The organism is Sphingobium fuliginis (genome assembly GCF_015074805.1).
Lineage (GTDB): Bacteria > Pseudomonadota > Alphaproteobacteria > Sphingomonadales > Sphingomonadaceae > Sphingobium > Sphingobium fuliginis.
In genome coordinates, this window is the sequence record NZ_CP060035.1 from 1,290,357 (window position 1) to 1,305,632 (window position 15,276).

General features: G+C 63.3%; 11 protein-coding genes. 6 read left to right on the forward strand and 5 right to left on the reverse strand.

The window, feature by feature from the left end:
- The first annotated feature begins 33 nt into the window (after nt 1-33).
- Genes H5V43_RS06025 through moaB form a run of 3 tightly spaced genes read left to right on the forward strand, consistent with a single transcriptional unit; the run spans nt 34 to nt 3,073 of the window.
- The gene (locus H5V43_RS06025; RefSeq protein WP_052816653.1) at nt 34-750 is read left to right on the forward strand and encodes a uracil-DNA glycosylase family protein; all 717 of its coding nucleotides are present in this window, start codon (nt 34-36) and stop codon (nt 748-750) included.
- On the forward strand, nt 747-2,546 hold the full coding sequence (locus tag H5V43_RS06030) for a lytic transglycosylase domain-containing protein (protein ID WP_099185769.1): 1,800 nt from the start codon (nt 747-749) through the stop codon (nt 2,544-2,546). The genes H5V43_RS06025 and H5V43_RS06030 overlap by 4 nt, the downstream gene beginning before the upstream one ends.
- On the forward strand, nt 2,546-3,073 hold the full coding sequence (moaB, locus tag H5V43_RS06035; protein ID WP_025547406.1) for a molybdenum cofactor biosynthesis protein B: 528 nt from the start codon (nt 2,546-2,548) through the stop codon (nt 3,071-3,073). The genes H5V43_RS06030 and moaB overlap by 1 nt, the downstream gene beginning before the upstream one ends.
- 23 nt (nt 3,074-3,096) lie before the next feature.
- Here the strand turns inward: moaB and H5V43_RS06040 are convergent, their stop codons facing one another.
- Nucleotides 3,097-3,606 carry a YbjN domain-containing protein gene (locus H5V43_RS06040; RefSeq protein ID WP_244968672.1) on the reverse strand — a complete coding sequence of 170 codons (510 nt, stop codon included), beginning with the start codon at nt 3,604-3,606 and terminating at the stop codon, nt 3,097-3,099.
- An 80-nt stretch (nt 3,607-3,686) separates the two neighbouring features.
- Between H5V43_RS06040 and H5V43_RS06045 the strand changes: the two genes are divergently transcribed.
- Nucleotides 3,687-4,754, forward strand: coding sequence for a PA0069 family radical SAM protein (locus tag H5V43_RS06045; protein ID WP_025547410.1), 1,068 nt, complete (start codon nt 3,687-3,689; stop codon nt 4,752-4,754).
- Between the two features lie 85 nt (nt 4,755-4,839).
- Here the strand turns inward: H5V43_RS06045 and dnaE are convergent, their stop codons facing one another.
- Nucleotides 4,840-8,376, reverse strand: coding sequence for a DNA polymerase III subunit alpha (dnaE, locus tag H5V43_RS06050; RefSeq protein WP_025547412.1), 3,537 nt, complete (start codon nt 8,374-8,376; stop codon nt 4,840-4,842).
- 128 nt (nt 8,377-8,504) lie between these two features.
- Between dnaE and H5V43_RS06055 the strand changes: the two genes are divergently transcribed.
- Nucleotides 8,505-10,313, forward strand: a complete 1,809-nt coding sequence (locus H5V43_RS06055; RefSeq protein WP_025547413.1) for a diguanylate cyclase — start codon at nt 8,505-8,507, stop codon at nt 10,311-10,313.
- Here the strand turns inward: H5V43_RS06055 and H5V43_RS06060 are convergent.
- Nucleotides 10,299-10,988, reverse strand: coding sequence for an ABC transporter ATP-binding protein (locus H5V43_RS06060; RefSeq protein ID WP_025547415.1), 690 nt, complete (start codon nt 10,986-10,988; stop codon nt 10,299-10,301). The genes H5V43_RS06055 and H5V43_RS06060 overlap by 15 nt on opposite strands.
- A complete protein-coding gene (locus tag H5V43_RS06065; protein ID WP_025547417.1) occupies nt 10,981-12,231 on the reverse strand; it encodes a lipoprotein-releasing ABC transporter permease subunit in 1,251 nt (416 codons plus the stop codon). The genes H5V43_RS06060 and H5V43_RS06065 overlap by 8 nt, the downstream gene beginning before the upstream one ends.
- Before the next feature lie 532 nt (nt 12,232-12,763).
- On the opposite strand from H5V43_RS06065, the gene H5V43_RS06070 reads away from it, so the two are divergent.
- Entirely contained in the window at nt 12,764-13,234 is a 471-nt protein-coding gene (locus H5V43_RS06070; RefSeq protein WP_025547419.1) for an Hsp20 family protein, read from the forward strand.
- Between the two features lie 54 nt (nt 13,235-13,288).
- On the opposite strand, the gene H5V43_RS06075 is transcribed toward H5V43_RS06070, so the two are convergent.
- Nucleotides 13,289-15,217 (reverse strand): potassium transporter Kup, encoded by a 1,929-nt coding sequence (locus H5V43_RS06075; RefSeq protein WP_025547421.1) that lies wholly within the window; start codon nt 15,215-15,217, stop codon nt 13,289-13,291.
- Nucleotides 15,218-15,276 lie beyond the last annotated feature (59 nt).

Here is a 15,276-nt window from a genome sequence, read left to right on the forward strand (position 1 = left end):
ACCACGGCGTCAACCTCTGGCCCAAGACAATCGATGCGGGGATTATTGCAGGAAAATCTGGCGGAGACCGCCAATGCCTATATGGCGTGGTGGAGGCTGGCCGGCGTGGATTGCGCCATCGGGGAGGAACCGACCAACTGGTTGCGCCCCGTTCAGGAGCCGCCGCGAACGCGGATCGCCGCGCCCGACGATGCTCCCGCCCAGACTAAGCCCCAGTCTTTCGACTCCTTCCTGACCTGGCTTGCGGAGGACGCCGCCCAGCCGGAGCGGCGCTGGCCGGGCGCCGCGCTGATGCCCGCAGGGCCCGTCAACGCACCTCTCATGGTCATCACCGACATGCCCGATCCCGCAGACATCGGGGCAGGAGCCCTGCTCAGCGAGCGCGCGGGTCAATTGTTCGATGCCATGTTGCGGACGATCGGCCTCAAGCGGCAGGACATCCATCTGGGGTCGCTCTTCCTGTCCCGTCCGCCGGGCGCGATGGTGGAGGCGTCGGATCTGGCGGCGGCCGCCGCGCGCATGCGCACACATGTGATGCTTGCCTCCCCCCGAAGATTATTGTTGTTGGGCGACCGAACGATCCGCACCCTTCTGCCAACGCCGGAGACAGGTTTACGGAATTTTAACCATGATGGCGGCACCTTACCCGCCTTCGCCACATTTCACCCGCGTTTGCTGCTTGGCCAACCCGCAGCAAAGGCAGAATGTTGGCGTGTGCTGCAAGGTCTGATCGAGGAAATGACTGAGTGATTCGCGCAACCACCCTTTCATCATGCCTGGCAGCGCTGGCTTTCGCCGCGACGGCCATGCCGGCAAACGCCGACACGGCGGTTACTGTTCCCGCGATTGCCCGGGAATTGCCTTCATCGCCTCTCCAGCTGAGCGAGGCCGACAAGGGCCGGTACAGCGCCATTTACGCCGCCTTGCGGGACCAGAAATGGATGGATGCGAAGGCGATGATCGGCGCGCTGGACGCGCAGGACGCTTTCCGCCCGGTCGCCCTGGCCGAACTCTACCTCGCAAGGAATTCCCCCAGGGTCGAGCTGTTCGAACTGCTCGACCTCATCAACAAGGCGCCATGGCTGGACAAGGCCGATCAGCTTTCCCGGCTGGCGCAGAAGCGTGGCGCCACGATCCTGCCCGCCCTGCCCCAGGTGCAGAAGATGGTCTGGCTGGGTGGCGCGCCCCGCCGCGAATATGTGTCGGCGGTGAAGACCGATGCGCTGGCTCAGGCACTGGTCGGTCAAATCCAGCCCTTCATCAAGAATGACGATCCGGCCGGCGCCGAAGCCCTGCTTTCCACCGGTGAGGCGGGGCTGACGCCGGAGGGCCTGACCGAAGTGCGGCAGCGCATCGCCTGGGCCTATTATATCGAAAGCGACGACGCCAACGCCCGGCGCATGGCGGCGAAGGCCCTTGAAGGCCGCAGCGGCGGCGATTGGGCTGTTCAGGCCTATTGGACCACCGGCCTTGCGGCCTGGCGCCAGAATGACTGCCGGGCCGCTGCGCCCGCTTTCGGCAATGTCGCGGCGCTGGCCGGCAATAGCGACATGCGCGCAGCAGGCGCCTATTGGGCGGCGCGCGCCTATATGGTGTGCGGAGAACCGGAGCGGGTCGAAGCCCTGCTGAAGACCGCTGCGCGCTCGGAAGAGAGCTTTTACGGCCTGCTGGCCCGCGAAACGCTGGCCGTGCCCTTGGGCGGCGCGCCTGCCGCACCTCGCTTCGGCGCTACGGAATGGCAGCAGCTCAAGGACAGCCCTAATGTGCGGGCGGCCGTCACCCTGTCAGCCATTGGTGAAACGGCACGAGCGGACCAGATCCTGCGCTATCAGGCGAAGATCGGCGGGACCAGCCAATATGATGCGCTGATCCGGCTGGCGGGCGCGCTGAGCCTGCCGGAAACCCAGCTCTGGCTCGCTCATAACGGTCCTGCTGGCAAGCAGCCGGGCAGTTTCGCGCGCTTCCCCGCACCCGATTGGCGGCCGGATGGTGGATGGCGGGTCGACCCGGCGCTGATCTATGCCCATGCGCTCCAGGAATCCGGTTTCCGCCGGGATGTCGTGAGCAGCGCAGGCGCGCGCGGACTGATGCAGGTGCTGCCCAGCACGGGCAGCCTGATGGGCCTTTCCGCGTCCGATCAACTGTTCGTGCCGTCGACCAATATGGAATATGGCCAGCGCTACCTCGAAAATCTGCGCGACATGGGCGCGACCGGCGGGCTGCTGCCCAAGGTGATGGCCGCCTATAATGCCGGGCCGATGCCCGTCGAGCGTTGGAACAGCGAAGTGAAGGACAATGGCGACCCGCTGCTGTTCATCGAATCCCTGCCCTATTACGAAACGCGCGCCTATGTGAACATCGTGATGCGCAACTATTGGATGTATCAGATCCAGGCGAAGGGCAGTGCGGAATCGCTGGCTGGCATGGCGCAGGGACTTTGGCCGACCTTTCCGGGAACGAAGGGCACGCGCCTGGTGCGCCTGGCTCCCAGGAAGCCGATGGCCAGCGCAAGCATTGCCGCCAGCATTGCCGGCGGTTCCGACTGATGCCGATCGACGAAGGCCGGCCCTTCCTGCCGGTTCGGATTGCATTGCTGACAGTGTCGGACAGCCGCACGGCCGCCGACGACAGGTCGGGCGACATTCTGGCGGATCGCATTGCCGCCGCCGGCCATGTCCTGGCCGATCGTCATATCGAGCGGGACGAACGCTCGGCCATCGTCGCGCGCCTGCATGCATGGATCGACGATCCGCAGATCGACTGCATCATCACGACAGGCGGAACGGGAGTCACGGGCCGCGACGTCACCCCGGAGGCTCTGGCGCAGGTGCAGGACAAGGAAATTCCGGGCTTTGGAGAGTTGTTCCGCTGGCTCAGCTATCAAAGCATCGGCACGTCCACCATCCAGTCGCGGGCGACCGCCTGCGTCGCTCGGGGCACCTATATCTTCGCGTTGCCTGGATCGACGGGCGCGGTGAAGGATGCCTGGGACGGCATCCTCGCCAGCCAACTCGACAATCGTTTCCGGCCCTGCAATTTCGTGGAACTCATGCCGCGCCTGACCGAACGCTGAGGACATCGCCACAATTTGCGGCCTCATTTGGTCGGCGCAGGGTTCTCCTTGAAGAATTTGCTGGCCTCACCCAGCATGACCGTCCACCAGTCGATCACATCCGCGAAATTCTTCTGGTTAAGCCCGCCGACGGTCGTCACGTCATAGGCAACCGCCAGCGATCCGTCGTCCCAGACGGACATCTGCGCGAACCTCTTGTCCTTGTTCCATTTATTGGCAAGCTCCGGCGTATTGCCGCCGTCATCCTCAAAGCTCACCTGAAATTGCAGCGACCCGCAATGCCGCGTCTGCTCGCATTCATAGAAGAAGATCGAGTAATCATAACCGCTCGCCGCGCTTTCGATCTTCGGATTGCCGGTCTGCTTGCTCTTGCCCAACAGCGCCTTGTATCCGGCGGCCTGAAGCGCCTGCACCACGGTTTGCGGATCGCTCGCGCATATCAGGCCCGCATCGCAGGCCCCAGTGTCGGCAGCCAGGCCGGGCGTTGCCAGAGCCATCCACAAGCCTGCCGCGGCGATGATCTTCCGCATCATGTCCCCCTTTTCGAACGGGCTTCAGATGAACCGGCGGATACGGCCTTGTCAACATGTTCCCTTTATGTTCTAATTCCGATATGGCGGTTGAGAAAGGCAGAGGTGCGACGGTAAACGGCGAAAGCCGGCGTTTCAACATGCCCGAACGAACGTCCGACGGCGATTGGCTGGATGCCCTGACCGACATTGACGGCGTCCCGCCGCGGCGGCGTACGGAGGTGACGGTAGAACGCCCTCGAACCATCATCAGCCGCAACAACTCTCCCGACATTGCCTTCAGCCAGTCGATCAACGCCTATCGGGGCTGCGAACATGGCTGCATCTATTGCTTCGCCCGTCCGACCCATGCCTATCACGACCTGTCGCCGGGCCTGGATTTCGAAACCCGGCTGTTTGCGAAGCCCGACGCGGCAACGTTGCTTCGCAAGGAGCTTTCCAAGAAATCCCATCAGGTCAACCCGATCGCGATGGGCACCAATACCGATCCCTATCAGCCGATCGAACGGGACTGGAGGATCACCAGACAATGCCTTGAAATATTGTGGGAATGCCGTCATCCGGTCTATATCACGACCAAATCCGATCGGATATTGCGCGACATCGACCTGCTGACCTGCATGGCGCGGGAAAGGCTGGTCGCGGTGATGATTTCGGTGACCTCGCTGAATCCCGCCACGGCCAGAACGCTGGAACCGCGCGCGCCGCATCCGCTTCGCCGGGTGGAGGCGATCCGGCGGTTGGCGGATGCGGGCATACCGGTCGTCGCCAGCATATCGCCCATCGTTCCCGCTATCACCGATCATGAGATAGAGGATATTGTCGCTCGTGTCGCATCGGCTGGCGCACGGGACGCCAGCTATATCCCCGTCCGCCTGCCCCATGAAGTCGCCCCGCTGTTCCGCGCCTGGCTGGAAGAACATTATCCCGACCGCGCGGCCAAGGTGATGGCAATCATCCATGACATAAGGGGCGGTCGCGACAATGACGCGAATTTCGGCAGCCGGATGCGCGGACAGGGAGTATGGGCCGACCTGATCCGCACGCGCTTCCAAAAGGCACGTAAACGGGCGGGCTTCACTGGAGAACGGGTGACTCTGCGCACCGATCTGTTCCGAAGGCCGGAGGGTGACCAGATGAGCCTATTCTAGGGTTTCAGGCTCCAGATCGAGCTTCAAAACTGAGGTTCCTGCACATGGCGACGGTGAGGGCAAGCTGTCCTTGGCCGGAGGAAGCTCAACCCGCCACCAAGCGCAAGCCCGAACGCCGATTGCGTGCGCGATAGCCGTCCGCTTTGGCTTCCATCCGTTCGAACGAGCCAATGCGCAGGCCGGCAATCGTCGCGATGCTGTCGACCTGGTCCGCGCCGATCAGATAATCGTCGCCCAGGAACAACCGCGCCGCCTTGCCTCCCCCCACGGGCGCACGCAGGAAGACTTCGCTCCGTCCTCCCTTCGCGCGCGCCAGAAGTTGCGCCAACGTCCCGATTGCGGCTGCATCGCTCACATCGACCACCAGTTCCATGCGGGAACTATTGGCCAATTGGCGGAAAGGCTCCACCCCGCGAACCGTCACCCGCGGCGTTTCTTCGCCCGGCAAGCGGTCCAGTTCAACCATCAGCAACGCGCAATCGCCTTCGCGCGCCATATCCTCGATAGCCTTGCAGGCATCCTCATCGAAGCAGCTCGCCTGAAACTGACCGCTGCTGTCGGAGAATGTGGCGGCGGCATAACGCGCACCCCGCTTGGTTTCACGCCAGCGCACATCCTCGACCATGGCCGCCATCACGCCGGTGGCACGTCCGCCCTCAGCCACCGGTTCGGCGCAAATCGCGCCATAGCTTTTCGCGCCGCGCGCCTCTGCCAGATGGCGGTAGCGGTCCACCGGATGCGCGGAGAAATAGAAGCCGAAGGCATCCTTTTCCTGCGCCATGCGGTCCGCCGTCGACCAGGTCTGGTGCGGCGGGATGCGGACATCCGCATGCGGCGTTTCGACATCTCCGAACAGACCGCCCTGACCGCTTTCCCTTGCCTCCGCAGCGCTGGAGGCGACGCTGAGGATCGTTTCCGCCGCTGCATGGACGCCGGCCCGGTCGGCATGCACGCCGTCGAAGGCGCCAGCCGCCGCCAGGCTTTCCAATTGCCGCCGGTTGAGCAGACGCGGCTCGATCCGGTCGGCAAAATCATCCAGCGACTTGAACGGGCCGCCAACCTCCCGCTCGGCCACAAGCTGTTCCATCGCCTTCTCGCCCACGCCTTTCAGCCCGCCCAGCGCATAGCGTACGGCAAAGCCCAGGCGCGGGTCGTCGCCTTCATATTGGACCGGCTCGACCGAAAAATCCGCCAGGCTGCGGTTGATGTCCGGCGCCAGGCAGCTCAGCCCCATGCGCCGCATGTCGTCCACGAACACGGTCAGCTTGTCCGTCAGGTGGATGTCGAAGGCCATGGACGCGGCATAGAATTCCGCCGGATAATGCGCCTTCAGCCAGGCGGTCTGATAGGCGAGCAGAGCATAGGCGGCGGCGTGCGACTTGTTGAAGCCATAGCCCGCGAACTTGTCGATCAAGTCGAACAGTTCGTTCGCCTTGCCCGCCGCGATGCCGCTGTTCGCGCACCCCTCGACGAAGCGGGCGCGTTGCGCATCCATCTCCGCCTTGATCTTCTTGCCCATGGCGCGGCGCAGAAGGTCGGCATCGCCCAGTGAATAGCCCGCCAATATCTGCGCGGCCTGCATCACCTGTTCCTGATAGACGAAGATGCCATAGGTCTCTTCCAGGATCGGTTTCAGCAATATATGTGGATATTCAATCTCTTCCTGACCGTTCTTGCGACGGCCGAACATGGGGATGTTATCCATCGGCCCGGGGCGGTAGAGCGACACCAGCGCGATGATGTCCCCGAAGTTGGTCGGACGCACGGCGGCCAGCGTCTTGCGCATGCCCTCCGATTCCAACTGGAACACGCCGACCGTATCGCCCCGCTGGAGCAGTTCATAGACCGCCGGATCGTCCCAGCCGAGCGAATTGAGGTCGACCTCCACCCCCCGGCCCGCAAGCAGTTGCACCGCCTTCTGCAAGACGGACAGCGTCTTGAGGCCAAGGAAGTCGAACTTCACCAGCCCCGCGCCCTCGACATATTTCATGTCGAACTGCGTCACCGGCATGTCGGAGCGCGGATCGCGATAGAGCGGCACCAGTTGCGACAGCGGCCTGTCGCCGATCACCACGCCCGCCGCATGGGTGGAGCTGTGGCGCGGAAAGCCCTCCAGCTTCATCGCATAGTCGATCAGTCGCCTGACCTGCGCGTCATTGTCATATTCCGCCCTGAACTCCGCCACGCCGTTCAGCGAGCGTTCCAGCGTCCAGGGATCGGTCGGATGGTTGGGCACCAGCTTGGCCAGGCGGTCGACCTGCCCATAGCTCATCTGCAGGACGCGGCCCGTGTCCTTCAGAACGGCGCGCGCCTTCAGCTTTCCGAAGGTGATGATCTGCGCGACATGGTCCGTGCCATATTTCTGCTGGACATAGCGGATCACCTCGCCTCGCCGCGTTTCGCAGAAGTCGATGTCGAAGTCCGGCATGGAGACGCGTTCCGGATTCAGGAAGCGCTCGAACAGCAATCCCAGTTGCAGCGGGTCCAGATCGGTGATCGTCAGCGCCCAGGCGACGACCGATCCAGCGCCCGAACCACGTCCCGGCCCCACCGGAATGTCATGATCCTTCGCCCATTTGATGAAGTCGGCCACGATCAGGAAGTAGCCCGGAAATCCCATCTGGATGATGATGTCGGTTTCGAACCGCAGCCGGCCGAAATAGGGCTTTCGCGCTTCCTCGTCGGTGATGCCGGCCTTGGCCAGCCGGGCTTCCAGCCCTGCCGTCGCCTGCTCGCGCAGCATCTTCGCCTCGCCCTCTATGTCGCCGGCCAGGCTGGGGAGGATGGGCTTGCGCTTGGGGGCGGCAACGGCGCAGCGCTGGGCGACCACCAGCGTATTGGCGAGCGCTTCGGGCAAATCCTCGAACAGCCGCCTCATCTCCGCCGCCGGTTTCATCCAGGCGTCCGGCGAACTGGTGCGACGGTCGGGCGTCTCGACATAGGCGCTGTCGGCAATGCAGAGCATCACGTCATGCGCTTCGTGGAAATGCGGCTCGGCAAAGCAGGTCGGGTTGGTCGCCACCAGAGGCAGGTCGCGGGCATAGGCAAGGTCGAGCAGTTCCGGTTCCGCCTTCCCTTCGATGGGGTCGAAACGGCGGCAGATTTCGATATAGAGCCTTCCGGGAAACAGCGCTTCCAGCCGCCTGGCATAGGCCAGCGCCGCAGCGGGCTGATCCTCGGCGAAGAGCCGCGCCAGCGCGCCTTCCCCTCCGGCAGTCAAGGCGATCAGGCCATCGGTCCGCCCCTCCAGCATGTTTAGGCTGATATGCGGCACCTCTTCGACGGGCCGGTCGAGATGCGCCATGGATACCAGCGCACAGAGATTGTCATAGCCGGCCGCATCCTGCGCATAGAGGGCGATCCAGTCGTGCACGGGCGCCGCATTGGCCGGGCGGTCGGGGCGCGAAATGCCGATCATCGCGCCGATGATCGGCTGCACCCCCTCCCCCTTGCAGGCGTCGGAAAAGGCCATGGAGCCATACAGGCCGTTACGGTCGGTGATGGCTGCGGCGGGAAAGCCCAGAGCCCTCGCCTGCTTCGCGATCTTCTTGGGGTCGATCGCCCCCTCCAGCATGGTGAAGGATGAAAAGACGCGAAGGGGGACGAAACCGGCATGAGGCATGACCTCATCTAGGCATTCCCACCGATTCGGCGCCAGCCCCCGGACGCAGAAAGTCGTGGGTAAAATTGCACCGTCACTGGCCGATGGTTAACACATCTCCAACTATTGAGTTCTAGCCTGAGCGGATCATGCGTCTATCCACCATCACCAACTATGCCTATGGCGCCACCGTGGCCCTTACCCTCGCTTCGGGGGCGGTCATGCTGATGGCCTCCAGCGCGGAAGAAAAGGAGCGGGCCGCCGTCGAGCAGCGGGCCGTGTTCGACCAGATGACCGCCACGCTGGAGGAAGACACCTATCGGCTGACCGAGCAGGCCCGCGCCTATGTGATTACGGGCGATCCGTCGCATATCATCGCCTATCGGCGGGAGAAGGCGGCGCTCCGCTCTGTCGAGCAGCGTATTCTGCATCTGCGCGACCGGGGAGCAAGCATCAGCGAACTGGCGGCGTTGCGGCAGGGGTTGCACTGGGCCGACGCGCTGACCGATGAGCAGGAAGCCGCCATCAACGCCGCCGAAAAGGGAGACCGGGAGACCGCGCGCACCATAGTCTTCGGGGACGAATATGGCCGGGAACTCGATCGCGTCGCCGCCCAGATCGGCAAATTCCAGTATATGCTGGATCAGCGGGCGGAAAACACCGTCCGGCAGGCGACCGAAGCGGCCCGGCAGTGGCGCATCATGTCGGAAATCATGCTGGGTGCTACCGCCCTGCTGTTCCTGTGTGTGCTCTACTTCATCCTGAAGCAGCGCATATTGCGTCCGGTGGTGAGGCTGAGCGATGTCGTGACGCGCCTTGCCGCGCAGGACTACGCCGCTGTGCCGCCCGACTTTCCCCAGGTGGACGAGATTGGCGACATGGCGCAGGCCATCCGCATTTTCCGGGAAAACGGCCTGGAAAGGCAAAGGCTGGAGCAGGAACGCGATGCGGACCGGATCACGCGCGACCAGCTTTCCCGCATGACGCAACGCCTGCAGGGATGCGACAGCACCAGCGATCTGGTCGAGGTCGTCCGGCGTTTCGCGCCTGAGATCGCGCCGGGTTTTGCCGGGCGGCTCTACATTCACGACACGCGCCGCAACATGATGGTGCAGGCCTGCGACTGGCTGTCGCCCCGGCAGTCGGGCGGCGATTTTACACCCGCCGCCTGTTGGGCGCTGCGGCGGGGGCAGATTCACAAGCCGGCCGGCGATCTGGTCGACATTCCCTGCGAGCATCTGACGGGAAATGCGCAGGTCCGCACCATCTGCATACCGCTGACGGCGCAGGGGGAGAGCATCGGCCTGCTCTATGTCGAGCAGCCCGAGGATCGTACCGCCGACCAGATCGGCCGCACCGAGAAATATTTGGAGATGCTGGCGGAAAATATCGGCCTGGCTCTTGCCAATCTGCGGCTGCGCGATGCGTTGCGGCAGATGGCCATGGCCGATCCGCTGACCGGGCTGGCCAATCGTCGCCGCTTCGATGCGGTGTTCAACGAACAGGTGGCCCATGCCGAAAGCGCCCTGACGCCGCTGGCCTGCCTGATGGTCGACATCGATCATTTCAAGCGGTTCAACGACGCCCATGGCCATGATGCGGGCGATGCCGTGCTGCGCGCCGTGGGCGGCGTGCTGGACGAAGCGTTGCGGGAAAAGGATTGCGCTTTCCGTCTGGGCGGGGAGGAGTTCGTGCTGTTGATGCCCGGCTTCGCGCAGGATCAGGCCATCGACCGCGCCATTCAGGTGCAGCAGAAATTGCAGGAACTGCGAGTCGAGCATCGGGGCGAAGAACTGGGGCCGATCACAGCCTCCTTCGGCCTTGCCGTCTTCCCCGACCATGGCAGGGCGGAAACACTGGTCCGGACGGCGGACGCCGCGCTGCTTCGGGCGAAGAATCAGGGAAGGAACCAGATCGTCATCGCGACGGTCCGGGATGCGGCGTCACATTCCGCCTGAACTTTCCTCCAGCAGTCCTTCATGAAGGCGGACAACCCGGTCCATCTTCTCCGCCAGTCTTTCATTATGCGTCGCCACCAGCGCGGCGGAACCTTCCTCGCGCACCAGCCGCAGGAATTCGGCCAGCACGACGTCGGCGGTCCGCTCGTCCAGATTGCCGGTGGGCTCGTCCGCAAGGACCAGCGCAGGCCGGTTGGCGAGCGCCCGCGCCACGGCCACGCGCTGCTGCTCGCCGCCGGAAAGCTGGCTGGGCCGATGTTCCAGCCGATGGCCAAGCCCCAATGACCCGAGCAGGGATTCGGCGCGAGCGCGGGCCGTTGCCATCTCCTCATCGCGGATCACCTGCGGCAGGATGACATTCTCCACCGCATTGAAGTCGGGAAGCAGATGGTGGAATTGATAGACGAAGCCCAGCGCATCCCTGCGAAGCCGCGTCCGTCCGTCATTGTCGAGCTTCGCCGCTTCCTCGCCCGCGATGCGGATCGATCCGTCGAAGCCGCCCTCCAACAGTCCTACCGCCTGGAGCAGCGTCGATTTCCCCGATCCCGACGGACCGAGCAACGCCACGATTTCTCCCGGCGCCACCGACAACTCGACACCGCGCAACACCTCTATGGTGACGCCGCCCTGGGTGAAGCTGCGCTTGAGGCCTGCGACCTTCAATATCTCATTCATAACGCAGCACCTGCACGGGATCGGTATTGGCGGCCTTGAACGCGGGATAGAGCGTCGCCAGGAAGCTGAACATCAACGCCATCAGGCAGATGATGGCGATCTCCACCGGATCGGGCTTGGCCGGCAATTCGGTGAGGAAGCGGATCGACGGGTCCCAGAGATTCTGCCCCGTCATGAACTGGATCGCGTTCACCACGCTCTGACGGAAGAACAGGAAGGTGAAGCCCAGCACCATGCCCGCCGCCATGCCCAGCGCGCCGATCGTCACGCCCACGGTCATGAATATCTTCACCAGCCCGGCCCGGCTCGCACCCATGGTCCGCAGGATGGCGATGTCGCGCGTCTTCGCGCGCACCAGCATGATGAGCGAGGAGAGGATGTTGAAAACCGCCACCAGCACGATGATCGACAGCACGACGAACATGGCGACGCGCTCGACCGCCAGCGCCTCGAACAGCGAGGCATTCATCTGCCGCCAGTCGGTGACGATCGCGCGGCCCGCGACCTTGCCGGCCAAGGGTTCCAATATGGCGGCCACCTGGTCGGCGTTGACGGTCTCCACCTCGATCATGCTGACGACGTCGCCCAACAGCAGCAATGTCTGGGCGTCCTCCACCGGCATGACGACGAAGGCCTTGTCATAATCGTAGATGCCGACCTCGAAAATGGCGGCCACTTGATAGGATACCTGCCGCGGCACCGTGCCGAAGGGCGTCGAACGGCCCGCGGGATTGATGATGGTAAGGCTGTCGCCCAACTGGATTCCCAGATTTTCCGCCAGCCGCGACCCTATCGCCACCTTGCCGCCATTGGGGGTCAGCGCGCTCAGGCTGCCGGCCACGACCTTCGCCTTCAGCGTTGCATTGTTGCGGATGTCGTTCACGGTCATGCCGCGCACCAGCACCGCTTCCACCCGCCCCTGAAAGCTGCCCAGCAGGGGCTGCTCGATCAATGGCGTGGCGCTGGTCACGCCGGGCGTCGCCTTCGCCTCCCTCAACACCGCCTTCCAGTCCGGCAGGCGTCCGCCATAGCCCTGGACGACGGCATGACCGTTAAGGCCCACGATCTTGTCGAACAGTTCGGCGCGAAAGCCGTTCATCACGCTCATCACGATGATCAGCGCCGCCACCCCCAGCATCACGGCGGCCAGGCTGATGCCGGCAACCAGGAATATGAACCCCTCCCCCTTGCCGGGCAGCAGGTAACGCTTGGCAATCATGCGTTCGTATCGGGATAGAATCATGACGGCGCGAATGGCCTCTCGATTGGACAGGCAGCCCGTCTAGCATGCTATCGAACGACGGCAAGCATTGCCGGATTGTTGCACCGGAGCCACAGCCTCGCGGGGAAAATCACAAGGCTGGGAAATAGCCCGTGACAGCGGCCTGCTCTATACATAGCACAGGCGACGAAGCACAGGTAAATGGCCGTGGTTCAGGGATACTGCATCCCGCTTCGAGCTTAGGGGGCTGAGAAGCGGTTGAGGCAGGCCAAGGGGGAGACGAGCAATCGTCCATTAGTACCCGGGTCGTGGAAACACGGCCCGGGTACTTTTCTTTTCGGGCTTGAACGACCAGCCATTGGGCCGCCTCCGGGCATGTGAACAAGGCTGCGCATGGCGCCCGCCACGCATCCAAAATCCCGTCGCCAGACCACTTGAAACGCTTTTCCATCGAACCATATCAAAGCCGTTCAGCCGCCATATGGGGTTGGACATGGTACCGCCGGATGCCTTGTTCTGGGTCCGGCATGTTCATTTTGCTCTTTGGGAGATTATGACAGTGCGTGGTTTTGACCTTACCCCCTATCGCCGCTCGACCGTGGGCTTCGATCGTCTCTTCGACCTGATCGAGAACAACGCCCGGTTGCAGCAAGGCGACAATTATCCCCCGTTCAACATCGAACGGATTTCCGAAGATCGCTATCGCGTCACGCTGGCCGTCGCGGGCTTCCGGACGGACGAGATCGACATCACTGCCCAGCAGAACCTGCTCCAGGTCACCGGGCGCAAGGAAGAATCGCAGGGCGGCGACCGCTCTCGCTTCCTGCATGTCGGCATCGCCAACCGCAGCTTCGAACGCCGCTTCGAACTCGCCGATTTCGTGCGGGTCGAAAAGGCCGACCTGGCCGATGGTCTGCTGACGATCGAACTGGTGCGTGAGGTTCCGGAGGCGATGAAGCCGAAGAAGATCGCGATCAACGGCGGTCAGCTCGTCGAGATCAATGCCGATCGCGACGCGGCCTGATCCGCGTGGATGGAAGATGGGGCGCGGCGGTTCTGCCGCGCCCTTTTATATGGATCAGATCTCGACCTGGCTGCCCAGTTCGACCACGCGATTGGTCGGCAGCCGGAAGAATTCCATTGCGCTTTCCGCATTGCGCAGCATCCAGGCGAAAATCTTCTCCCGCCACAGCGGCATCCCCGGCTTGGCCGACGGCAGCAGCGTCTGCCGGGCTAGGAAGAAGCTGGTGTCCATCATCCTGAACGCCTGACCGCAACCAGTCACATTCTTGAGCGCGGCGGGGACGTCGGGCTCCTGCATGAAGCCATATTGCAGCACCAGCCGGAAGAATCCGCGGCCCAGATCCTCCAGCTTGAAGCGCCCGTCATCTTCTACAACCGGCACATCCTTGATCTTGACGGTCAAGAGGATGACGCGCTCATGCAACACCTTGTTGTGCTTGAGATTATGCAGCAGCGCATGCGGAACGCCATCGGGCGTGGAGGTCATGAAAACCGCCGTACCGGGCACCCGAACCGCGCTGTTCGCGGCGGACGCGACGAAGACGGGAATCGGCATGGCCGCTTCGCGCAGCCGGTCCTGAACCAGACGGCGCCCGCGCGACCAGGTGGTGAGCAGGGTGAAGATCACGAAGCCGATCAGCAGCGGGAACCAGCCGCCATCGGGCACCTTGGTGAAATTGGCCGCCAGATAGGCGCCGTCCACCAGGAACAGCACCGAAAGCAGGGGCGCTGAATAATACCAGCGCCATTTCCATAGCCGGTAGAGCAGCACCGTCAGCAACACATTGTCGATGAACATCGCGCCCGTGACGGCGATGCCATAGGCGGCCGTGAGGTTCGAGGAGGTCTGGAATACCAGCACCAGCAGGATCACCATGACCATCAGCCCCCAGTTGATGAGGGGGATGTAGATCTGGCCGGCCGTCGACGCGCTGGTATGCGCAATCCGCAGGCGTGGCATGAAGCCGAGCTGTATCGCCTGTTGCGTAACGGAAAAAGCGCCGGAGATCACCGCCTGGCTGGCGATGATCGCGGCCAGCGTGGCCAGCCCGACCAGCGGCAATTGCGCCCATTGCGGCGCCAGATAATAAAAGGGGCTGTGAAGGGCGGCCGCGCCCTCCCGGAACAGCAGCGCGCCCTGCCCCATATAGTTCATCATCAAGGCAGGCAGGACGAAGGTCAGCCAGGACACGCGGATCGGACTGCGTCCGAAATGCCCCATATCGGCGTAGAGCGCTTCCGCGCCCGTCACGGCCAGCACGACCGCGCCCAGGGCGAGGAATGCCGGCAGCGGGTCGGTGACGAAGAACATGACCGCCCAATAGGGATTGAAGGCGTGGAGGATGCCCGGCGTCTTGACGATGCTGATGATGCCCAGAACCGCGATGGTCAGGAAATAGAACAGCATGATCGGGCCGAACAGCGATGCGACCCGGTTGGTCCCCAGTCCCTGTATCCAGAACAGGCCGAGCAGGATGACGATCGCGGCCGGCAGGATCAGCGGCGCAAGGCTGCTGTTGTAGACCGCCAGTCCCTCGACCGCCGACAGCACCGACACGGCGGGCGTGATCATCGAGTCGCCGTAGAAAAGGGACGTCGCGAACACGCCGAGCAGGACGATGCCGCGCGACCATCGCTGCGTCCTGGTCTGGCCGTTGATCAGGGCGAGCAGGGCGAGACTGCCCCCCTCCCCCTTGTTGTCCGCACGCATGATGACGGTGACATATTTCAGCGTCACGACCAGCATCATCGACCAGAACATCAGGCTGATGACGCCCAATATATGATCCGGATCGAGGTCCAGATGATGATGCCCGGCGAATGTTTCGCGGAAGGCATAAAGCGGGCTGGTGCCGATGTCCCCGAAGACGATGCCGATCGCACCGACGACCAGCTTCAGCGTGGCCTTCTGTCCGGCATGACCGTGATCATGGGCGCCCTCGTCATCGACGCGCACGGCGCCGTTGGTGATCTCGTCAGCCATGAAGAAAATGCCGAATTGTCATGATCTTTGGACACCCGAACGGGGAAGCGGCCCGTCTT